This is a genomic window from Halorussus rarus (assembly GCF_003369835.1).
GTDB lineage: Archaea > Halobacteriota > Halobacteria > Halobacteriales > Haladaptataceae > Halorussus > Halorussus rarus.
On record NZ_QPMJ01000001.1, the window covers coordinates 1,000,676 to 1,022,216 of the forward strand.

A 21,541-nucleotide genomic window follows, 5' to 3' on the forward strand; every position below is an offset into this window, starting at 1 on the left:
GCGGACTAAACGTATCGGCGCCGCCGCGAACAGACGATACGCGTCCGCGGCCGCCTACAGCGGCGTGCGCCGCCGGACGCCCGAGACGACCTCCCGCGTGACGACCGACCACCGGGGGTCGCTGACCCGGCGCGAGAGCCTGTAGGCGACCCACACGAGCAGGACCGCGAACGCGGCGTCGGTCACCCAGTGGACGCCGAGGTACAGCGTCGAGAGGACGATGGCGACCGCCAGCACCCCGGCGGTGTAGGCGTACCGCGTGTCGGCCTTCTGGGCGTACAGCGCCGCCAGCACCGACAGGCCGGTGTGGAGGCTCGGGAACGCCTTCACGAGCGTGTCGGTCGAGAAGATGCCGTACTGGATGGCCGGACTGAGCTCGTACATCAGCGGCTCGACCGTCGAGAGGTACAGCGACGACACCTTCACCGGGAACAGCAGGAAGAACGGCACCGCCGTCACGACGACGATGATGTACGCCAGCGCGTAGCGGTGGGCCTCCTCCTCGTCGTGGGCCTTCAGCTTGAAGTACGTGAACAGCACGACGAACGGGAAGCCGACGAGGTAGACGCCGGTCGCCAGCACGGTCAGCGGCGTGGCCGTGACTGCCTGGAACGCCGCGACGGTCGCGCCCTCGACGGCGTAGATGGCGCCGGTGAACGTCCGGGCGACGTGGAAGTGCATCGCCAGCGTGTTCACGATCTCGGTGACGATCCACGCGACCCCGAGGTACTTCCAGTCGGTCTTCAGGAAGTCGACCAGGAGCGTGCGGAACCGCTCGTCCGGGAGGAAGAGCCGCTTGCCGACGAGCATGGCCGCGACGCTCGGGACCGCGACGAGGAGGGTGAACTGGGTACCGAGCGGGAGGGAGGCAAACATAGTATCGAGTAGCTACGCTCCTATCTGATAAAAGATTTGACTATCTGTCCGCCGCCGTGCGAACTGCACTCTAAGAACCTGTAGCATTGAAGGAACCCCCACTACCGTCTCGCACGTTGGCGGGCGAGCCGGAAAACCGTTCGGGCGACCGCGGCCGGTTCGGGGCAGCCGGCCCCGGTGTCGCCCGCCGACGGATGCCGAGTGCGGGCTCAGTCGCCGTCCTCGGCGTGGTAGATGGCCCGGCGGAGCACCCCGCGCAGGGTCCGGACCTCCCGGCCGGTCGGATGGGCGCGGCCGAGGAGCCGCCGGACCAGCCGGAGCGTCTTGTCCCGCTTCTCCTCGGGGTGGTCGACCGCGGCGAGGAACTCGCCGAAGTGGTCGTAGAACCCCTCGATCTCGGCCTCGTCGGCCCGCTGGCGCTCGACGTCCGGGAGCTGGGTCTCTTCGAGGGTGAGGTCCCGAAGCTCGTAGAGGGTGACGGTCGCGGCCTGGCCGAGGTTGAGCGACGAGTAGTCGGCGCTGGCCGGAATCGAGCACACCCGGTCGACCCGCGCCATCTCGTCGTTGGTCAGGCCGTTGTCCTCCCGGCCGAATATCAGGCAGGTGTCGGCCTCGACGTCCCGGAGGTCGTCGGCCAGTTCGTCGGGCGTCACGAACGGGAACCGGCGGTGCTTGCGGGCGTCCTCGTTGGTGCGCGCGGTCAGCCCCACGGTGTGGTAGTTCTCCACGAGGTGGTCGAACGTCACCTCGTCGGCCTCGGGCAGCACGTCCTCGCGGGCCTGGCCGGCGAAGCCGTAGGCCTCGCTGTCCCGGTGGAGCTCGGGCGGGTCCACCAGCTTGAGGTCGTCCATCCCGAAGTTCTTCATCGCCCGGGCGATGGTCCCGACGTTGCCGGGGGTCTTCGGCTCGACGACGGCGACGGCGGGCGGATTCATGAGGAGGGGTAGTCCCGCCCGAGGTCGAGGTCGTCCACGTCGTCCTCGTCGACGGATTCGACGTCCGACTCGTCGTCCTCGCCGTCCACGTCCATGTTCCGGAGGTCGATGCGCTCGCGCTCCTCCTCGGGGAGCTCGACGTTGAGCTCCTCCTGGTCGACCTCGGGCGGTTCGGGCACGTCCTCGGGGTCGGTGTCGACGTGCTCGACGCCGCCGTACCCCTCGGGGGCGCGCCCGCCGTCGGCGAACCACTCGTGGAACTCGTCCTGTAGCTCCTGCTGGCCCTTGAACCGGTCGCCGCCCGCCTCGGCGAACCAGTAGAGGAAGTCCGGCTCGTGCTCGTCGCAGAGCACGACCTCGCCGAGCGCCTCGCCGTAGACGACCTGTGCGACGTTGCACTCGTGGACCGCCTCGTCGCCGTGGATGAGCCAGCACGCGTCGCAGGGCGCGTTGACCAGCGCCTGGAGCCTGATGAGCCGCTTGCGGGGGTCCTTCGGGATCTCGTCCATCGGTCGGAACTCCCCGTCCTCGGTGAACACCTCGTCCTCGTCGAACCGCCAGCCGCGAAGCCCGATGCTGACCTTGCCCATTTGCGCGTGGGTTGGCGTTCGGGCGTGAAAAAGAGCCCGTTTGCCCGCGGGGCGGCCGACCCGTGATTCGGCTGCCGGTCGCGCCGAACGACTGGGTGCGGTCGGCGAACTGCGGTCGTCGGACGGTGGTCTGCAGTCGGCTATCTGCAATCGGCTATCTGCGGTCGCTGGGTCGTGCTGCGAGCGGGTCGCCCCTCAGCCGACGAACCGGTCGATGGTCGTGGCCCGCGAGCCGTCGTCCATCTCGCGCTCGAGGTCGTCGGGGTGGGGCGCGGGGAATGTCAGCGCCGGGTCGAACCACGACACCTGGCGGTTGATGTCCTCGATCTCGTGGAAGATGGGCTCGTCGTCGCCGGTCCCGGTGACGGTGCACCACGCCTCGGTCCGGGTGAGCGCGACGAACGCCTCGTTGCGGCGCTGGACCAGGTCGGCCCGCCGGGCGTCGTCCTCGACGTGCTCGACGCCGACGACGTACACCATCGCGGCCTGGTTTCCCTTCGCGCGGTTGACCCGCGAGACGGTGACCGCGCCGTCCTCGGCGAACACGTCCTTGCTCCCCTCCCAGACCAGGTTGGGGGTCACCCCCCGCGATTCGAGTTCGTCGGCGAGCCGCTCGCCGGTCTCCTTGGAAGACCAGTACTCGCCGAGCGGGACGACCAGTATCCGCTCGGGCGCGAGTCCGTGGTCGGCGATATCGTCCGCGACTCGGTCGGCCACCCACTCGACCTCCTCGCCCTTGTCGGCGAACGACTGGAACGCCGCGAACGGCGTCGCGGCCGTCTCGTCGGCGAGCGGATGCGGCGAGTGCTCGGCCGGCCGGGTCAGTTCCACCGGGTCGCCGAACTTCCGGAAGTCGCCCGACTCGACCTCGTAGCCGATGGACTCCCAGCCGTCCTGGGTCGTGATGGCCTGGACCGCGCCGCCGTCCCTGACGAGCCCCATCCCGAGCGCGTGGGCGAGCATCAGCACAGACCGCGGGGTCCGGTAGGCCCGCCGCATGACCTGGCTCTTCTGGACGCCGCCCTCGTAGGTGCCCCGGAGGTCGACCACCGGCTCGCCGGCCTCGTCGGTCCCGAAGACGTTCGTCGGGCTCGGCGCGGTCAGCGTCTGGAGGTTCTGGGCCTCGTCGTACGCCCAGATCAGCCGCTTCGGCGGGCGGAGCGCGGCCCGGCAGAGCTTGTAGAACCCGGGGTCGAAGTCCTGGGCCTCGTCGATGAGAATCGCGTCGTAGGACTCCTGGACGGTGCCCTCCTCCAGCACCTCCAGGCAGCACGAGTGGAGCAGGTTGCCGTCCTCCTCGTCGAACGCCTCCCTCGCGTCGCCGTAGGTCCGGGGCGTGACGCCCGCCTCCTGGGCGATGCGGTAGTAGAGGCCCTGGCGCTCCTTGCCGCCCCAGCCGTGGAGGACGTGGAACTTGTCCCAGTCTGGCTCGGCGTCCTCGGAGGTGAAGAAGGCGTAGTAGCGCCGGACCTTCTCGGTGATGGTGTCGTAGAGGCTCCGGGTCTGGAACGTGAGCGCGACGTCCCACTCGGGGTGGGCGGCGTGCATCCGTGCGGCCTTCTTGGCCATCAGCACGGTCTTGCCCGACCCGGCGATGCCTCGGACCTGCTGGGGCCCCTCGGGAATCTGGAGGCCGACCTCCTCCTGTTTCTCGTCGAGCCTGTTCAGCCCCTTCCGGACGCGCTCGTACAGGCCGGCCTTGGTCGCCCCGTCCTCGAGGTTCGGGCTGCGCTCGCCGCTAATCGGCTGGCCGCCGCTCAGCACCGCCCTGGCCGCCTCGTACTCGTCGGCGGTCAGCCCCTCGCCGGGCAGCGACCGGACGCGCCGGCGGAGCGCGCTCGGCGTGAGGTCGTCGGCGGTCAGCACCGGCGGCGCGGCCGGCCCCTCGTGGAACCCGCGAGCCTCCCACTCCTCCCGACTGATGTTGGGGAGCGCGACGACGGGGTTCATCGACACCTTGTGGTTGTGGCGCTCGTCCATCAGTTCGGGCTCCTTCGTGAAGTGCGAGAGCAGCTTGAACCCCTGGTCGCGGGCCTGGGAGTACGGCGCGGCGCTCGACTGGGAGGTCCCCCGCAGCAGCCACTTGTCGCCCTCGATGGCCCGGATGTGGTCGATCTGGTAGCCCTTGCACTCGACGACCACCGCGCCGGCGTCCCGGAGGAAGAGCAGGAAGTCCATCTCCCGGTCGTACTCCCCGGCGGTCCGGTCGACGATGGGATAGCGGTGGTAGGCGACGCCGACGTCGTCCGGTCCGAACGCCGACTTGAGCCGGTTCCAGACCGCCCGCTCGGCGTCGGCTCCGGAGTGGTCGGCCTGATGGCCCGACGAGACGAAGTTCATGTCACATCCCCTGTGGAAGCAGGATTTAAACGTTAGGTTTGCGCCGGCGGGTGGTTTTCGGAGGAGAAGTTTGTAGGATAGTAGTTTGGCTGACTTTGGAGGATGGGCTGCTGAAATGTCCCTAGCCAGAGGGAAGGTGATGTAGAAAGCCCCCGGCCGCTCGCGGTCTCTCAGCGACATATCCTCGGCTCGCTGCGCTCGCCTCGGATAGGGGTCGCTGAGGCGACCACGTAAACGCGAGCGGCCGGCCCCTTCCGTCCACCCAAACGGAGAACGGTACCCCGAGCGCATCCGAGGGCGAGTCCCTGTAATCGCTGCCGAAACGACCTCCTTTTTACCCCTCGCGCACCGCCGTCCCGACATGCAGAACGTCACCGCCGCGGGGCTGGGCATCGGCGACGACTACCCGCCGCGGATCATGGGCGTCCTCAACGTCAGCGAGGAATCGCCCTACGACCCGAGCGTCTACGACGACCCGGGCGAGGCGGCCGCGTACGTCGACGAGGAGCTCGTCGGCGAGGGCGCCGACATCGTGGACGTCGGCCTCGAGTCCGCCAACAAGCGCTTCGAGGTGCTGTCGGCTGAGCAGGAACTCGACCGGCTCGACACCGCGGTCGAGGCCATCGAGAGCGTGTCGGGCGACGCCGTCTTCTCCATCGAGACCCGGTACGCCGAGGTGGCCGACGAGGCGCTCTCCCGGGGGTTCGACATGGTCAACGACATCTGCGGGTTCGCCGACCCCGCGATGCCCGACGTCTGCCGGGAGCACGACGCCGCCGTGGTCAAGATGGCGAGTCCGCCCGACCTCGAACGCCCCGGGGCCGTCGAGAAGCCCGACGACATCTACGACGCTCTGCAGCGCGAGGGGCTGACCGACAAGACCGTCGTCGACCCGGCGTTCGGCGGGTGGTCCGAGGCGAAGACCCTGGAGGACGACCGCGAGACGTTCCGGCGCCTCCGGGAGTTCCGCGGGCTCGGCCGGCCCATCTTGGTCTCGATCAATCGGAAGAACTTCCTCCGGGACCTCGCCGGCCGGTCCACCGAGGAGGCCCTGCCGGTGTCGCTGGCCGCGACGTCGATGGCGGTCGAGCGCGGCGCCCACGTCGTCCGGACCCACGACGTGGCCGAGACCGCCGACGCCGCGAAGATAGGTGCGGCGTTCGCCCGCGAGAGAGTGACCGAAGATGCCGACGGGGTCGACGTCGAGGAACTCGACGCCACCACCGCCGACGAGGCCGCCCGACATCTCGACCGCCTCGGGGCAGACCGGAACCGGGCCGAGGAGATGTCGGCGCGGGTCTTCGAGCTCTCGGGGCTCTCGGCGAACGAACGCGACCGCCTCGTCGCGGCCGCGGCCGACTCCGGGGCGGTCGCCGCGCCCGGCGAGTCGGGCCTGCTGCTCGCGGGGTCGCCGGCGGTCCTCGACCGACTCCGGACCCTCGTCGTCGAGCCTTCGGAGCGACTCCAGAGGGCGCTCGAAAGCGTCGGCGAGCCGAAACGCTAAGAGAAAACTTATGCCGGGGGAGCCAGAACCACCGCTCGGGAAGCCGGAAGGGCGCTCGCGGGTAGGGGTACTTGCCAGCGAACTTCCGGCTCGACGGTTCTTATGATGCGCTACCAGACCTGGAGACCCGTCTACGAGCTGATACTCGCCGACTTCGGCTTCGACCGCTCGGCCGACGAGCGCGCCCGCGACGCGCTGGCCGACCTGGCCCGGCCGTTCGACCTCGACCGCCTCGACGCGACCGGCCGGACGGTCGCCGTGGCGGGCGCCGGCCCCTCGCTGACCGACCCGGCCGAACTCGACCGCGCCCGCGAGGCCGACGCCGTGTTCGCGGCCTCGACCGCGGCCGACGACCTCCGAGACGCGGGCGTCGCGGTCGACTGCATGGTCACCGACCTCGACAAGAACCCCGAGACCGCCCGAGAGTTGACCCGAGAAGGGACCCCGGTGGCGGCCCACGCCCACGGCGACAACGTCCCGGCGGTCCGCGAGTGGGTGCCCCGGTTCGACGCCGACAACGTCCTGGCGACCACGCAGGCCAGGCCGGTCGGGCCCGTCCGGAACTTCGGCGGGTTCACCGACGGCGACCGGGCGGCGTTCCTCGCCGACCGCCTCGGCGCCGACCGACTCGTCTTCGTCGGCTGGGACCTCGACGACCCCGACGTAGACGAGACGAAGGCGAAGAAGCTCCGGTGGGCCGAGCGCCTGCTCCGCTGGCTGGAGCTGCGCCGCGGCGAGGAGTTCGCCGTGCTGGACGGGCGGCGAGAGGGAATCGACACGGGCGAGTTTCCGGACTGATCCTCAGGGTTCCAGCACGACCTTCCCGACGGTCTCGCGGTTCTCGATGGCCTCGTGGGCCGCCGCCGCCTCTTCGAGCGGGAACCGCTCGCCGACCACGACCTCCAGGTCGCCCGACGCCAGCAGCTGCTGGAGTTCGGGCACCGCCTTCAGGATGCGCTGGGGGTCGCGCTGGAGCGCGTTGCCGAGGTGGTAGCCGACCACGGACTTGTTCTCGAAGAGGAGCCGGGTCGTCTCGACCTCGCCGGGTTCCCCGCTGGCCGCACCGTAGGTCACGACGCGACCGAAGTGCGCGAGCGCGTCGAGGCTCCGCGAGAACGTCTCGCCGCCCACGCCGTCGAGGACGAGGTCGACGCCCTCGCCGTCGGTCTTCTCGTCGATCACGTCCCGGAAGTCGGACTCCTCGTAGTTGATGGGGTGGTCGCAGCCGAGCCGCTCGGCCAGTTCGAGCTTCTCGTCGGTGCTGGCCGTGCCGAACACCTCCGCGCCCGCCGCGCTGGCGAGCTGGACCGCGGCGGTGCCGACCCCGCCAGCGGCGGCGTGGACGAGCACGCGCTCGCCCTCTTCCAGTTCGCCCCACTCGTGGAGCACCGAGTGGGCGGTCATGAACTGGACCGGGAAGCCGGCGGCCTCGGCGAACGACATCGGCTCGGGCACCTCGAACAGCGAGTCGGCGTCGGCGAGCGCGTAGTCGGCGTACCCGCCCCGGCCGGTCATGGCGACGACCCGGTCGCCCTCTTCGTAGTCGACCCCGTCGCCGACGGCGTCGACCGTGCCCGCGGCCTCCATCCCGGGGACGTAGGTCGGCTCCGGCCCGCCGACGTAGTGGCCCCGGCGCTGCATGATGTCCGCGAAGTTGACGCCCGCGGCCTCGACCGCGATGCGGACCTGGCCCGGGCCCGGTTCCGAGGCCTCGACGTCGGTCACATTCAGTGCCTCGCTGCCGCCGAACTCGGTGACTTCGACCTGTCGCATGGCCTCGGCTTCGGCCCGGACGCCGATAAACTTTCATGGAGTGGTTCGTTTTTCCGGTTCGCGCGCTCCCTGCTCGGCCCTCGCAGGGCACCGCGCCTCCACGGTGGCTACCGCGAGCGGTTCGACCGGGTTGTCCGCGATCGGAATCATCAGGAGGTCGGCGAACAGGTGGCTGGCGAGACCGGCGAGCGCGCCGCCGAACCCGAGCGCGAACGCCGCCCGCGGCCGGAACGCAGGCACGTTGTCGACCTGGCTGGCGAACCACAGGAGAGTCGCCGAGACGAACGCGAGGGCGAGTCCGAACGCGAGGCGGTCCCCGAGCGCGAACAGCACGGTGTGGACCCGCCGTGGTGGTGCGAGAAGGAGATCTTGCCGTCTAGGTCCGGCAGGAGCGCGGTGGCCAGCGCCAGCACCAGGACCGACGGGTACCGGCGCTCGCGGTCGAGCAGGAGCGCGAGCGGTGCCGCGAATAGAGGGCCATCTCCACGTGGCCCAGCGGAACCATGCCGGTCGTAGCCCCCGTACGGCATCAAGCGCGACGGACGACGGGCGGCCCGGAATCGCTACTCCGAGAGCTTCTTTCCGCCGATGTAGAGCCGGCCGGGGTCGGGCCGGCCGGCCTCGAAGGGCTCGCGGTACTCCATCAGCTGGAACAGGACGCCCGTCGGATTGCGGGGCGAGACGAACGCCTCGGCCCACGCATCGTAGTCGGTCCGGTCGACCACCCGCACCCCGTCGGCTTCGAGCGCCGCGACCGCGGCGTCCATGTCACCGACCTCCAGGGTGACGTGGTGCATCCCCGGGCCGTTCTCGGCGAGGAAGTCGGTGAGGAACGATTGCTCGCCGTCCACGGGCTCTATCAGTTCGACCCGGGAGGCGTCGCCGAGCAGGTAGTACGCCCACCGGAACGCCCCGGTCGGGTCCGCCTCGTGGACGAGCTTCTCGGCCCCGAGCAGTTCGAGGAGCGGTTCGGCGTCGGCCACCGACTCGACCGCGACGCCGACGTGGTCGACGCGGACGTCGGGCATCTCGGGTTCGGTCACGCTTCCCGTCTCGGTCGCGACCGAGTTAGGTTTTCCCCGCGTCGCCCCGTGTAGGCAGAGAACCGGCCGCGGAGCGACACCGGCTCAGTCGGCGACGACGACGTCGGCGTCGGCCGCGTTCGCCTTCACGCTCTCGATACCCTGTTCGGCCTTCTGCTTGGTCGCGTACCCCTCTCCGGAGTCGGCAATGATGTTGCCGTTGTCGTGGACGAGTCGCCAGCGCCACTGTTCGGACCGGTCCTCGTACAGCTCGAATGTCGATTTGCTCATGTTGCGAACAAATCTCCTCAAGCACACGATAAAAGGCTTCGGTGGGTAGTGGTCCCGACTACTCCCCAGGCGTCCGGACCGCTCTAAATCGGGTTATCGGTCGTACCCGACAGGGGAACCGATTACCGATTCGGCGCGAGCGCGTCGAGGGTCGCCTCCAGTTCGTCCTGCTCGGCGCCGCGGGGGAACGACACCGCGACCCGGTCGACGCCGTCGATGGCCTCGAACTTGTCCAACTGGTCGCGGGCCTCCTCGGGCGTGCCGACCGCGCCGAGCTCCTCGAGCAGGTCGTCGTCGATGGCGTCGAGCGCGGCCTCCCGGTCGCCGTTCCCCCAGGCCGACGCGACCGTCTCGGCGGTCTCCTCGTACCCCTGCCGGGAGAGGGCGTTCCGGTAGAACGTCCCCATCGCCCCGACGTAGAACGCGAGGTGCTGGCGCGCGAGGCTCCGGGCGCGCTCGCCGTCCGCCGAGACGGCGCAGGTGATCGAGAGCGTGACCCGCACGTCGTCGGGGTCGCGGTCGCCGAGTTCGGCGCCCCGCCGGAGGTCCTCCATCCGGTCGCGCACCCCGTCGGGCGTGAGCATCAGGGCGTGCCAGCCGTCGGCGAACCGGCCGGCGAGTTCGACCGACTTCGGGCCCATCCCGGCGGCGTCGACAGCCACCGGAGTCTCGGGTGGGTCACAGCGCAGCCGAAAGCCCCCGAGGGTGAAGATGTCGCCCGCGTAGTTGACGGTCTCTCCAGAGAGCACCTTCCGGACGATGTCGACGTACTCGCGGGTCCGCCGGAGGGGCTCGTCGAAACTCTGGCCGTGCCAGCCCTCGATGACGGCGGGACCCGACGGACCGATGCCGAGGCGCATCCGGCCGCCCGAGAGCTCCTGAAGCGTCGCGGCGGTCTGGCCCACGAGCGCGGGCGACCGCGAGTAGACGTTGAGGATCGAGGGGCCGATGCCGATGTCGTCGGTGCGCTCGGCGATGGCCGCGAGGACGGTCGAGGCGTCCCGACCCCACGTCTCGGGGAGCCACGCCCGGCGGTAGCCCCTCTCCTCGGCCAGTTGGGCGAGCGAGACCACGTCGTCGATGCTCGGTCGGGCGGCGACCGGCAGGTGGACGGTTCGGTCGGTCATGGCCGAGACCACGCAGGCGTCCACCATAGTTCCCGTGCCAACTCCGAGGACCGGAAACGGGGTTCATCGAGACCGCGGTTTGGAATTGATGGCGCGCCGTCGTACCGGCGTCCTCAGACGCGCCTCGCCGCCTCACGTCCCGGGACTCTGCAGAAGATTAACGGGACCGCCCCGAGACCTCCGAATCGATGAGCGACGACACGCCGGCAGAGCGGGTGCGCGAGCTGCTGGCCCGGTTCCGGGACAGCGACCACGCCGCGGTCGCGCTCCTCCGCGAAACCGCACAGAGCGCCCTCCTCGTCGGCCTGCTCGCCCTGGTGGTGTTCGGCGCGAGCGGCGTCTGGCCGCCGATGGTCGCGGTCGAGAGCGGGAGCATGGAACCCCACATGCAGCGTGGCGACCTGGTGTTCGTGATGGACGAACGCCGGCTGGCGCCCGGCGCCGCGACCGGCGGGACCGGCGTCGTGACCCACCGGAACGCCGAGGAGGCGGGCTATCGGAAACTCGGGGACTACGGGGACGTAATCATCTATCGACCGGACGGGAGCACGTCCGAGACGCCGATCATCCATCGGGCGCGGTTCTGGGTGAACGACTCGGAGAACTGGTACGACGAGGCCGACCCGGAGTACCTGCCCGGCGACAGCTGCGCAGAGGTCCGGAGCTGCCCGGCCCCGAACGCCGGGTTCGTGACGCTGGGCGACGCCAACCCGTACTACGACCAGGCGGTCGGCCGGAGCCGGCCGGTCCGGCCCTCGTGGATCCGGGCCACCGCCGAGGTGCGGGTGCCGTTCCTGGGCCACCTCCGTCTCGCGCTGCGCTGAGGACCGCACACGTAATCGATACCAGTTACAATCTTCCCTCACGAGGCGAATTCCGGTTTCTGAGTAAATCTAAGTCGGTTACGACCGAACCCCGAACATGGATCTCCCGGTCGTGAGCGCGGCGGGGCGGCGGCTCGAGTTCTCCGCCAGCGAGGTGACCGGCGCCGTCGGCGACTCGGTGACGGTGCTCCCGGTCGTGGTCGCGGTGTCGACCCTGACCGACCTCCGGCTACCGGTCCTGCTGCTCTGGTTCGGCGCGTTCCAGGCGGTCTGGGGGCTGCGGTACGGCGCGCCGGTCTCGGTCGAGCCCATGAAGGCCCTCGCGGCGCTGGTCATCGCCGGTTCGCTGACGGTGCCGGAGCTCGCTGCCGCGGGGACGCTGGCCGGCGGCGTCCTGCTCGCACTAGGTGCCGCGGGCGCGCTGGGTGCGCTCGCCGACCGCATCGACCCCGCCGTCATCCGCGGGGTCCAGTTGGCGGTCGCGCTCGTCCTCGCCCGGACCGGTCTCGAACTCGGCGCCGGCGCGCCGGCGACGGCGCTCGCGGCCGCGCTGGTCGGCGGCGCGGTCGTCGCGCTCGGCTTCCGGCGGGCCAGCGCGCTGGTCGTGCTCGCGTTCGGCGTCCTGCTCGCCGGGTTCGAGACGGGGCTGCCCGGGTTCGCGGTACCGGACCTGGCGGTCGGGGCCGTCGGATTCGCGCCCCTGTCGACCCACTTCACACCGACCGGCGACGCGCTCGCCGCCGCGGGGGCGCAGCTCGCGATGACGATCGGCAACGCCGCGGTCGCGACCTCGCTGCTGCTGAGCGACCTCTACGACGCCGACGTCTCGCCCGACAAGCTCGCGACGAGCATGGGGGCGATGAACCTGCTGGCGGTCCCGCTGGGCGCGCTCCCGATGTGCCACGGGAGCGGCGGCGTCGCCGGCAAGCACGCCTTCGGCGCGCGGACCGCGGGCGCGAACCTGGTGCTCGGGGTTCTCTACGCCGTGGCGGCGCTCGGCGCGGCCGACCTCGTCGCGGCGTTCCCGATGGCGGCGCTCGGTATCGTGCTCGCGCTGGTCAGCGTCGAACTCGGCCGGGCGAGCCTCGACACCGACTCGCCGGCGCTGACCGCGGGCGTCGGCGTGCTCGGCGTCGCGACGAACGTCGGACTGGCGTTCGTCGCCGGCATCGCGGCGTCGGCGGTGGTGGCGCGGTTCGGCGGCGACGACACCACTCGGCGGCGATGACACCACTCGGCCGCGGTGGTTCGCGACGACTGACGCGGCCGGACCCGGACCAAGCTATAACACCCCACACCGCCTCCGAGGAACCATGGACGAGCCTTCCGAGCCCTTCGGCCCGAATCGCCAGCGCGAGGTGTACGCCAGCGGGATGCTCGCCGACCAGCGCCCCGACCTCCCCACCGACCCCGACGACCTCCGCGAGGAGGCCATGGACGCCCTCTCGGAGGAGGCCTACGCCTACGTCGTCGGGAGCGCGGGCGGCGAGGACACCGCCGACCGGAACCGCGAGGCGTTCCGGCGGTGGCGCATCGTCCCGCGGATGCTGCGGGACGTTGCCGAGCGCGACCTCTCGGTCGAACTGCTGGGGCAGGAGCTGCCGGTGCCGGTGGCCCTCGCGCCGGTCGGCGTCCAGTCAATCATCCACGAGGGCGGCGAGCTGGCCAGCGCGCGGGCCGCCGCGGACGTCGGCGTCCCGTTCGTCTCCAGTTCGGCGGCGTCGGCCACGATGGAGGACGTCGCGGCCGAACTCGGCGACGCGACCGGGTGGTTCCAGCTCTACCCGAGCAAGGACCCCGACGTGACCGCCAGCTTCGTCGAGCGCGCCGAGGACGCGGGCTACGAGGCCATCGTCATCACGCTCGACACGCCGACGATGGGGTGGCGCGAGCGCGACGTGGCCAACGCCTACCTGCCGTTCCTCGACGGCGAGGGCGTGGCGAACTACCTCTCGGACCCGGCGTTCCGCGAAACGCTTTCCGCGCCGCCCGAGGAGGACGAGCGGGCTGCCCTCTGGCAGTTCATCGAGCAGTTCGGCGACCTCTCGATGGACTGGGAGACGGTCGACGCGGTCGTCGAGCAGACGGACCTGCCCGTGGTCCTGAAGGGCATCCTGCACCCGGAGGACGCCCGCGAGGCGGTGCGGCGCGGGGTCGACGGCGTCGTCGTCTCGAACCACGGCGGCCGGCAGGTCGACGGCGCAATCTCCGCCATCGAGGCACTCCCGGACGTTGTGGAGGCCGTCGAAGACGAGCGCGCGCTGGACGACGACGATGACTTCGCGGTCCTGTTCGACAGCGGGATTCGCCGGGGGGCGGACGCCGTCAAGGCCCTCGCGCTCGGCGCGGACGCCGTGCTACTCGGACGCCCTTACGTGTATGGGCTGGCCATCGACGGCGAGGCCGGCGTCCGGGAGGTCGTCCGGAACTTCTTGGCGGACCTCGACCTGACGCTGGCGCTGTCGGGCCGGGACTCGGTCGCGGAACTGGACGAGTCGGTGCTGGCCGACGGGGGCCGGACGTAACGCCCGGCGAGGGGGGTGGCGGTGGGTTCGAACGCTCGGAGGCGGAACTTTCCGCCGGTGAGTCGGAAACCATACACAACAATTTATGCCACTCGTTATCGTTTCTCACTCCGAGATGTCAGGGAATTGGAGAACGACGCGGCGGAATTACGTGAAAGCGACGGTTGCGGGGGTGGCCGGGATGACCGGGCTGTCGGCGTCGGCGGGCGCACGGCAGGGCGGCCCCATCCCGATGGGGTCGATCCTCCCCATCACCGGGAGTCTGAGTGCGTACGGGAGCGGAATGCAAGAAGCGGTGAACCTCGCGGTACAGGACGTCAACGACGCGGGCGGGCCGCTGGACCGCCAGATCAACATGACCAACACCGATAGTCAGACTCAGCCATCGCGCGCCATCCAGCGGTACAACTCGCTGGTCAACGAGCAGAACATCATCGGGTTCGTCGGCGCCGCCTCCAGCGGCGTCTCGGTCCCGCTCGCCCAGAACGTCGCCGCCGACCGGGTCATGCAGGTCAGCCACGCCAGCACCACGCCGTCGCTCGCCGAGATCGGTTACAACCAGGACGAGTCGGTCAAGTACTTCGGGCGGACCGCGCCCAACGACGCCCAGCAGGGCATCCTGATGGGGCGGATCCTGAACAAGTCCGACTACATCGGCGCGGACAGGGTCGCGTTCCTCTACGTCAACAACCCCTACGGCGAGGGGCTGGCAGAGAAGGCGAGGGCCGCCTTCGACGGCGAGACGGTCGGGATGGTCGGCTACGACCAGCGGACCACCGACTACACCTCGACGCTGGATTCGGTGTTCCGGAACGACCCGGACGCGGTCGGCTTCGTGGGCTACCCCGGTAACGGTCGGACCATCCTCCAGCAGTGGCAGCGCGGCGGCTACGGGGGCGAGTGGGTCTCTTCGGAGGGCATCAACAGCCCCGAGTTCTGGCGGGAGCTCTCGGACATCACCGACGGGTTCTACGTCACCTCGCCCGACCCCGAGGGGACCCGGGGCGGACAGCAGTTCGAGGAGCGGATCGGGCAGCAGAACACACTGTTCGCGCCCCACGCCTACGACGCCGTAGTGCTCCAGGCACTGGCCATCCAGCGCGCCGGCGAGGCCACCGGCACTGCCATCGCGGAGAACATCCGCGCGGTGTCGCGACCCGCGGAGGGAGCGAGTCCGACGACAACCACTGCCGCGACCACCCCCGACGGAGGCGACGGTGGCGGCCAGCAGGGCGACGTCGTCACGGTCGGCGAGTTCCAGAGAGCCAAAGAGCTGCTCGCGAACGGCCGGGACGTCAACTACCAGGGCGCGTCGAGCCCCGTCGACCTCAACGAATCGCTCGAACCGCTCAATCAGTACACCATCATGCAGGTCCGGCAGGGGGAGACGGAGGTGCTCGAGACGGTGCCCCGGTCGTTCTTCGAGGGGAAGCTCTGAACCCGCATGAGCACCGGCCCAACCCTCCCCGGACGGTCCGACGTGGTCGTGGTCGGCGGCGGCATCGTCGGCACGAGCGCCGCGTACTTCCTCGCGACCGAAACCGACCGCGACGTGACCCTCGTCGAGAAGGGGGCAATCGCATCGGGGTCGACCGGCGACTCGTCGGCCATCCTCCGGCACCACTACGGTCCCCAGGAACAGTACTCGCGGATGGCGTGGTGGAGCCACCAGTTCTACCGGCGGTTCGAGGCCGAGACCGGCGAGGTGATCGCGCACGAGGACAACCCCCTCGTCAGGTTCGGTGTCGAAGGCGAACCGAGCGGCGACTACGCCGAGGCGGGCTACGACGTGCTCTCGTCACTCGACGTGCCCGTCAGCCGCTACGACCGCGAGGAGGCCGAGGAGCAGTATCCGATGCTGGGGTTCGACGAGTACGACTTCGCGGTCAGCGACGACGCCGCGAGCTACTCCGACGGCACCGACGCCGCGAACGGTTTCGCGCGAGCGGCGGCCCGCGAGGGTGCGACAGTCGTGACCGGCGTCGAAGTCGAGGAGATCGCCGCGGCCGACGGGGCAGTCGCCGGTGTCGAGACGAGCGACGGGCGCGTCGACTGTGACGACGCCGTACTGGCGGCCGGTCCGTGGACGCCCCGACTCGCCGAGACGGTCGGCGTCGAGGTGCCGGTGACCGTCACCCGCGAGCAGGTCGTCGTCCTCGACCCGCCCGAGGAGTACGCCGAGACGTATCCCGACCTCACGCCGACGACCGCGCTGCCCGGCGGCGAGTGGTACGTCCGGCCGGACTTCGGCGGCGGGATTCTGGTCGCGACCCACCACACCGGCGACGAGGTCGACCCGGACACGTACGACCGGAAACCCGACGAGGAGACGCTGCTCGACCTCGTCGGCGCGCTTGACGAAGTCCTGCCGGGGCTGGGAGACGCCGAGATCGCCGGTCGGTATTGCGGCGTCTACTCGACGACGCCGGACCACGACTTCGTCGTCGACCAGGTTGGCCCCGAGGGCTGTTATCTGGCTTGCGGGTTCTCCGGCCACGGGTTCAAACACGGTCCGGCGGTCGGCAAGATGCTGACCGACCTCCTGACCCGAGGCGACACCGACATGGCGGACGCGGCGTTCTTCTCGCTCGACCGGTTCGACGACGACCCGGCGGGACACGGCCTGCCGGAGGACCTTGCCTGAGCGGCCGGAGCGTGCCGCGAGCCCCTCCCTCGAGACGGCACGGTCGGGTCCGACGCGTGCCCGGGTTTCACGGAACCCTGGTCCGTAGCCGCCGTATGAACCTCCACTGGCACCGCCGGGACCTCCGGGTCGCTGACAACCGCGCGCTGGCCGAGGCCGCATCGGACGGCGCGGCCGTACTGCCTGTCTTCGTTCTGGACCCGGAGGTGCTCGCTCACGCCGGACCGCCCAGAGTGGCGTTCCTGCTCGACGCCCTCCGGTCGCTCCGCGCGGACTATCGGGAACTGGGCGGCGACCTGCTCGTGACCCGGGGCGACCCCCGCGAGGAACTCCCACGCATCGCGGCAGAGCGCGACGCCGGAACCGTCTACTGGAACCGCGACTACTCCGGCCTGGCCCGCGAGCGGGACGGCGAGGTTCGACTCGCGCTCGACGACGCCGGGATTCCGCGGGCGGCGTACCACGACGAACTCCTCCACGAGCCCGGCAGCATCCGGACGAACGCGGGCGAGCACTACTCGGTGTTCAGCTACTTCTGGAAGAAGTGGCGCGACCGCGAGAAGGACGCCCCGGTCGACCCTCCGGCCGAGGGACGGGTCGCGACGCCCGACCGCTCCGAACTCCCGACGCTCGCCGACCTCGCGGTCGACGACCCCGAGGCCGAGATTCCCGCGGCGGGAACCGCTGCCGGCCGCGAGCGCCTCCGGTCGTTCTGCGACGAAGCCGTCTTCCGGTACGCCGAGGACCGCGACCACCCCGCCAGGGACGCCACCTCGCGGCTCTCGGTCCATCTCAAGTGGGGCACGGTCGGGGTTCGGGAGGTCTGGCGGGCGACCGAGGAGGCGATGGCGCGGGCGGACGGCGACCCCGACGACGACGGCGGGGATGCCGGCGAGCCGAGCGAGGCTGCGTCCGTTCGAGAGTATCAGCGGCAACTCGCGTGGCGGGAGTTATACGCCCACGTGCTCGCGGCCCGCCCCGAGGTGGTGAGTCGGAACTACCGCGGGTACGAGAACGAGATCGGGTGGCGCGAGGACGAGACCGCCCTGCAGGCGTGGAAAGACGGTCGGACCGGCTACCCCATCGTGGACGCCGCGATGCGCCAGCTCCGGGCAGAAGCGTGGATGCACAACCGCCTCCGGATGGTCGTCGCCTCGTTCCTCACGAAGGACCTCCTGCTCGACTGGCGCGAGGGGTACGACTGGTTCCGCGAGAGGCTGGCGGACCACGATCCCGCGAACGACGCCGGCGGCTGGCAGTGGGCCGCCTCGACCGGGACCGACGCCCAGCCGTACTTCCGGGTGTTCAACCCGATGACGCAGGGCGAGCGGTACGACCCCGACGCCGAGTTCGTCCGGGAGTACGTCCCCGAGCTCCGGGATGCGAGCCCCGAGCAGGTCCACAGTTGGCACGAACTCGACGCCGCCGAGCGCGATCGAATCGCACCGGACTACCCCGCGCCGATAGTCGACCACGCCGAGCGCCGCGAGGAGGCCATCGCGATGTTCGAGCGCGCCCGCGGCGACGAATAGCCAGTCGCTGGAGCTACCGCTTACTCGCCGAAGGGGTCCTCGAAGTCGTTCCGGATGAAGTACCGGACCCAGTTGCCGTAGGTCCGGTCGGCGGGGTGGTCTGCGACCTGCTCGTACCGGACGACGCCGTCGGTGTCGACGACGTAGGTCCCCGCGACGCCGGTCAGCCCGTGGCTGGTCTGCTCGGTCCCGCTGTACCGCTCGGCGACCTCTCCCTCGGGGTCGGCGAGCAACTGGAAGTTGTAGTCGAAGCGGTCGCGCATCTCGACCAGTTCCGGCAGTTCGCTCGTCACGACCGGGAGGACGTCCACGCCCTCGTTGAAGCGCAGGTCCTCGTACACCCTGCCGAACGTCGCCAACTGCTCGGCGCAGAAGCTGCACCAGTGGCCGCGGTTTATCAGGATGACGGTCGACCCGGAGTCGAGCGTCTCTTCGAGCGATACCTCGCCGCCGGACGTGCTTTCGAGGCTGAAGTCTGGCGCCTCGGAACCGTCGAGTGTCACGTCCGACCGGAGGGTAGCCAGTCCAAAGCGGTTTGCGACCACGGCGGAACCGGCCGCGCTCTGTGACGCGGAACGGAGCGGCGCGGGAGTCTACGTGGTCGACTCGTCCGACAGGTCGAACGATCAGGACGAGCGCCGATTGCCGTTGCTGCGACCGAATAATGTATGAATCCCCCAATCACATACAAGAACGATGACGAGCCAGACGTCTCGACGGACTCTCCTGACCGGCACCGCCGCGGCCGCCCTCTCGGGTCTCGCCGGCTGTTCGACACTCACCGGCTCGGGCTCCGGGACGACGACAACTGCGTCGGCGCTGACCGACACGAAGGTCCGCGCCTCGACCGCCGAGACCGGGTACGGCATCGACCTGAGCGCCAACCCGGTGCTGGGGTCGAGCGATGCCCCGGTCGACGTCTACTACTGGACGGACTACCAGTGCCCGTTCTGCGGGCGGTTCGAGGAGAACGCGTTTCCGAAGCTGCTGGAGAACCACGTCGCCGCGGGGGAGATTCGGCTCGTCCTGCTCCAGTTCCCCAACATCGGCGAGGCGTCGACGACTGCCGCCCGACTCGACAAGTGCGTCTGGCGGCAAGTGAAGGAGTCGAACCCCGGCGCGTACCTCGACTGGCACGCCGCGGTGTTCGATGCACAGGAGAAGCCCAACTCCGGGTGGGCGACGATGCCGAACCTCATCGACATCGGTAACGACATCGACGGCCTCGACGCCGAGGTCGCCACCGACTGCAGGAAGAACGAGACCGAGTGGGCGAAGAGCGCGGTCGGCGACGACGTGTCGGCGGGGACCGACAGCGGCATCTCGGCCACGCCCGGGTTCGTGCTCTACAACACGGAGTCGGACAAGGCCGGACGAATCGTCGGTGCGCAGCCGTACGAGCGGTTCGAGAGCGCGATCGAGCAGGTCAAGAACGCATGACCGGGGCCGAATTAGCCGACCGGCTCGGCGGCCGGCTTCGCGGGGCGCTGACCTATCCGTTCGGGTCGGGTCGGCGCGCGGTCGCGACCGGAGTCGTCGCTACCGCGACGTACGTCCTGCTGGTCCTCTCGACGTTCCCCCGGATGTCGCTCCAGATGCTCGGGGCCGGGCTCCACTGGTTCGACGAGACGCTGATTCTGCTGACGCAAAACACCTACGCGACCAACGGCGCCACGGGGCTCGGGCTGATCGCGGTGTACGCCGGACTCACCGGGGTCGCCGTGATCAATACTGCCGGGCAGGTCAGGACGGCGGGCGTGTCCAGCGCCTCGGACTTGTTGGGCGTGCTCCCCGGGCTCGTCGCCTCGGGGTGTGCGAGCTGCGGCGCCGGCCTGCTCGGGTTCCTCGGGTTCGCCGGTGCGATGGCGGCGTTGCCCTTCCACGGTGACCTGCTGCGCGTCGGCGGTATCGCGCTCCTGCTGGGGTTCCTCGCGCGCTCGGGCGATCCCCGGGAGTGCAGGGTCTGACCGGCGCCGGGCCTCGGGTCGCGGTCTGCGTGTCCGCGAACCCGCATATCGCCATCTCGACCACTCGCTTAAAGCTTAACCCCGTGGCCGTTGCCCCGAGAGACGGGGGAGAGACAAAGTGGCTACTTACGAACTACCTGAGCTACCGTACGACTACGACGCGCTCGAACCGGCCATCGACCAGCGCATCATGGAGCTGCACCACGACAAGCACCACCAGGGGTACGTCGACGGGGCGAACGCCGCCCTCGACAAACTCGAGGAGATGCGGGGCTCCGACGACTGGGGCGACGTCCGGTCGGTCAAGCGCAGCCTCGCGTTCAACCTCTCGGGCCACGTCAACCACACCGTCTTCTGGCAGAACATGCACCCCGACGGCGGGGGCGAACCTTCCGGAGACGTCGCCGACGCCTTCGACGAGCACTTCGGCGGCTACGACCAGTTCAAGTCGGACTTCTCGCAGGCCGCGAAGGGCGTCGAGGGCTCCGGGTGGGGCATGCTGGTGTACGACCACATCGCGGACAAGCCCATCGTCGCCGCGGCCGAGAACCACCAGAACCAGCACCCGCAGGGCGCGACCCCGCTGCTGGTCTGCGACGTCTGGGAGCACGCCTACTACCTCCAGTACGAGAACAACCGCGGCGACTACGTCGACAACTTCTGGGACGTGGTGAACTGGGACGACGTCGAGCAGCGCTACCAGCAGGCACAACAGGCCGACACGATTCCCAAGCAGACCCAGACGCACTAGTCGAGACGGCTCGTCGTAGTCTGACCGACCCGGTCGACGGCCGGCGGAAACCTAACTAAACTTACTTTAATCGATTTCACCGGTCGGCGGCAGAACGCCACGGAGATAGCCTTGCGGCCGGATTCGGGACCGACCTAGAGGGATGTTAGCAGTCGACTTCTCAAGGTTTAACACCGTGAAGTGACATCTAACTACTGGAGGTTCAATTATGTCCGAGCGATCCAACCCCGAACTGCCACCGCTTCCGTACGACTACGACGCACTCGAGCCACACGTCAGCGAACAGGTGCTCACGTGGCACCACGACACCCACCACCAGGGCTACGTCAACGGGCTCGACAGCGCCGAGGAGACGCTGGCCGAGAACCGCGAGAGCGGCGACTACGGCGGCACCGCGGGCGCGCTCGGCGACGTGACCCACAACGGCTCGGGTCACTACCTGCACACGCTGTTCTGGGAGAACATGTCCCCGAACGGCGGCGGCGAACCCGAGGGCGACCTGCTCGACCGCATCGAGGAGGACTTCGGCTCCTACGAGGGCTGGAAGGGCGAGTTCGAGACCGCGGCGAGCGCCGCCGGCGGCTGGGCGCTCCTGGTCTACGACCCCGTCGCGAAGCAGCTCCGCAACCTCGCGGTCGACAAGCACGACAACGGCGCGCTGTGGGGCGCACACCCCATCCTGGCGCTCGACGTCTGGGAGCACTCGTACTACTACGACTACGGTCCGGACCGCGGCGACTTCGTCGACAACTTCTTCGAGGTCGTCGACTGGGACAACGTCGCCGAGCAGTACGAGAAGACGGTCGGCAACCACGAGTAAGCTCTCGAGCTACCGCTTTT

The 21,541-nt window shown here is 69.8% G+C and carries 22 protein-coding genes; 12 read left to right on the top strand and 10 right to left on the bottom strand.

The genetic code is table 11. The features are described 5' to 3' along the window. Positions 1-54: 54 nt before the first annotated feature. The 4 genes from DVR07_RS05030 to DVR07_RS05045 form a co-directional block, all read right to left on the bottom strand. Positions 55-876, bottom strand: coding sequence for a phosphatase PAP2 family protein (locus DVR07_RS05030; RefSeq protein ID WP_115795662.1), 822 nt, complete (start codon positions 874-876; stop codon positions 55-57). Between the two features lie 209 nt (positions 877-1,085). Then, complete coding sequence (locus DVR07_RS05035) at positions 1,086-1,811, bottom strand: RNA methyltransferase (RefSeq protein ID WP_115795663.1); 726 nt, start codon at positions 1,809-1,811, stop codon at positions 1,086-1,088. Continuing rightward, complete coding sequence (locus DVR07_RS05040; protein WP_115795664.1) at positions 1,808-2,401, bottom strand: hypothetical protein; 594 nt, start codon at positions 2,399-2,401, stop codon at positions 1,808-1,810. Before DVR07_RS05040 ends, DVR07_RS05035 begins: the two co-directional genes overlap by 4 nt. 195 nt (positions 2,402-2,596) lie before the next feature. Then, positions 2,597-4,741: an NERD domain-containing protein gene (locus DVR07_RS05045; protein ID WP_162829427.1), complete on the bottom strand. Its 2,145-nt coding sequence runs from the start codon at positions 4,739-4,741 to the stop codon at positions 2,597-2,599. Positions 4,742-5,102: 361 nt separating this feature from the next. On the opposite strand from DVR07_RS05045, the gene folP reads away from it, so the two are divergent. Then, positions 5,103-6,245 carry a dihydropteroate synthase gene (gene folP, locus DVR07_RS05050; protein WP_115795666.1) on the top strand — a complete coding sequence of 381 codons (1,143 nt, stop codon included), beginning with the start codon at positions 5,103-5,105 and terminating at the stop codon, positions 6,243-6,245. A 105-nt stretch (positions 6,246-6,350) separates the two neighbouring features. Continuing rightward, complete coding sequence (locus DVR07_RS05055; protein WP_115796306.1) at positions 6,351-7,043, top strand: 6-hydroxymethylpterin diphosphokinase MptE-like protein; 693 nt, start codon at positions 6,351-6,353, stop codon at positions 7,041-7,043. Positions 7,044-7,046: 3 nt separating this feature from the next. Here the strand turns inward: DVR07_RS05055 and DVR07_RS05060 are convergent, their stop codons facing one another. The 5 genes from DVR07_RS05060 to DVR07_RS05080 all read right to left on the bottom strand — a co-directional run bounded on the left by DVR07_RS05060 (position 7,047) and on the right by DVR07_RS05080 (position 10,458). Then, positions 7,047-8,018, bottom strand: coding sequence for a quinone oxidoreductase family protein (locus DVR07_RS05060; protein WP_115795667.1), 972 nt, complete (start codon positions 8,016-8,018; stop codon positions 7,047-7,049). Positions 8,019-8,051: 33 nt separating this feature from the next. Then, positions 8,052-8,351: a hypothetical protein gene (locus DVR07_RS05065; protein ID WP_115795668.1), complete on the bottom strand. Its 300-nt coding sequence runs from the start codon at positions 8,349-8,351 to the stop codon at positions 8,052-8,054. A 230-nt stretch (positions 8,352-8,581) separates the two neighbouring features. Beyond that, a complete protein-coding gene (locus DVR07_RS05070; protein WP_115796307.1) occupies positions 8,582-9,046 on the bottom strand; it encodes a VOC family protein in 465 nt (154 codons plus the stop codon). Positions 9,047-9,145: 99 nt separating this feature from the next. Further along, on the bottom strand, positions 9,146-9,331 hold the full coding sequence (locus tag DVR07_RS05075; RefSeq protein ID WP_115795669.1) for an HVO_2922 family protein: 186 nt from the start codon (positions 9,329-9,331) through the stop codon (positions 9,146-9,148). 122 nt (positions 9,332-9,453) lie between these two features. Next, the gene (locus DVR07_RS05080; protein WP_115796308.1) at positions 9,454-10,458 is read right to left on the bottom strand and encodes a TIGR04024 family LLM class F420-dependent oxidoreductase; all 1,005 of its coding nucleotides are present in this window, start codon (positions 10,456-10,458) and stop codon (positions 9,454-9,456) included. A 188-nt stretch (positions 10,459-10,646) separates the two neighbouring features. Here DVR07_RS05080 and DVR07_RS05085 point away from each other — a divergent pair, with 188 nt between their 5' ends. The 6 genes from DVR07_RS05085 to DVR07_RS05110 all read left to right on the top strand — a co-directional run bounded on the left by DVR07_RS05085 (position 10,647) and on the right by DVR07_RS05110 (position 17,983). Continuing rightward, complete coding sequence (locus tag DVR07_RS05085) at positions 10,647-11,282, top strand: S26 family signal peptidase (RefSeq protein WP_115795670.1); 636 nt, start codon at positions 10,647-10,649, stop codon at positions 11,280-11,282. A 97-nt stretch (positions 11,283-11,379) separates the two neighbouring features. Then, positions 11,380-12,510 carry a putative sulfate/molybdate transporter gene (locus DVR07_RS05090; RefSeq protein ID WP_115795671.1) on the top strand — a complete coding sequence of 377 codons (1,131 nt, stop codon included), beginning with the start codon at positions 11,380-11,382 and terminating at the stop codon, positions 12,508-12,510. Positions 12,511-12,595: 85 nt separating this feature from the next. Then, positions 12,596-13,807 carry an alpha-hydroxy-acid oxidizing protein gene (locus DVR07_RS05095; RefSeq protein ID WP_115795672.1) on the top strand — a complete coding sequence of 404 codons (1,212 nt, stop codon included), beginning with the start codon at positions 12,596-12,598 and terminating at the stop codon, positions 13,805-13,807. Between the two features lie 151 nt (positions 13,808-13,958). Further along, positions 13,959-15,245: an ABC transporter substrate-binding protein gene (locus tag DVR07_RS05100; protein ID WP_162829428.1), complete on the top strand. Its 1,287-nt coding sequence runs from the start codon at positions 13,959-13,961 to the stop codon at positions 15,243-15,245. Between the two features lie 6 nt (positions 15,246-15,251). Beyond that, the gene (locus tag DVR07_RS05105) at positions 15,252-16,451 is read left to right on the top strand and encodes an NAD(P)/FAD-dependent oxidoreductase (protein WP_115795674.1); all 1,200 of its coding nucleotides are present in this window, start codon (positions 15,252-15,254) and stop codon (positions 16,449-16,451) included. Between the two features lie 95 nt (positions 16,452-16,546). Continuing rightward, entirely contained in the window at positions 16,547-17,983 is a 1,437-nt protein-coding gene (locus DVR07_RS05110) for a cryptochrome/photolyase family protein (RefSeq protein ID WP_115795675.1), read from the top strand. 20 nt (positions 17,984-18,003) lie between these two features. Here DVR07_RS05110 and DVR07_RS05115 read toward each other — a convergent pair whose 3' ends face one another. Next, positions 18,004-18,486 (bottom strand): peroxiredoxin family protein, encoded by a 483-nt coding sequence (locus DVR07_RS05115; RefSeq protein ID WP_115795676.1) that lies wholly within the window; start codon positions 18,484-18,486, stop codon positions 18,004-18,006. Between the two features lie 193 nt (positions 18,487-18,679). On the opposite strand from DVR07_RS05115, the gene DVR07_RS05120 reads away from it, so the two are divergent. From DVR07_RS05120 to sod, 4 genes are all read left to right on the top strand, one after another. Then, the gene (locus tag DVR07_RS05120; protein ID WP_115795677.1) at positions 18,680-19,423 is read left to right on the top strand and encodes a DsbA family protein; all 744 of its coding nucleotides are present in this window, start codon (positions 18,680-18,682) and stop codon (positions 19,421-19,423) included. Further along, positions 19,420-19,950 carry a hypothetical protein gene (locus tag DVR07_RS05125; protein ID WP_115795678.1) on the top strand — a complete coding sequence of 177 codons (531 nt, stop codon included), beginning with the start codon at positions 19,420-19,422 and terminating at the stop codon, positions 19,948-19,950. The genes DVR07_RS05120 and DVR07_RS05125 overlap by 4 nt, the downstream gene beginning before the upstream one ends. Positions 19,951-20,068: 118 nt before the next feature. Then, positions 20,069-20,701 carry a superoxide dismutase gene (locus DVR07_RS05130; RefSeq protein WP_115795679.1) on the top strand — a complete coding sequence of 211 codons (633 nt, stop codon included), beginning with the start codon at positions 20,069-20,071 and terminating at the stop codon, positions 20,699-20,701. Positions 20,702-20,909: 208 nt separating this feature from the next. Then, positions 20,910-21,521 carry a superoxide dismutase gene (gene sod / locus DVR07_RS05135; protein WP_115795680.1) on the top strand — a complete coding sequence of 204 codons (612 nt, stop codon included), beginning with the start codon at positions 20,910-20,912 and terminating at the stop codon, positions 21,519-21,521. The last annotated feature ends 20 nt before the right edge of the window (positions 21,522-21,541 follow it).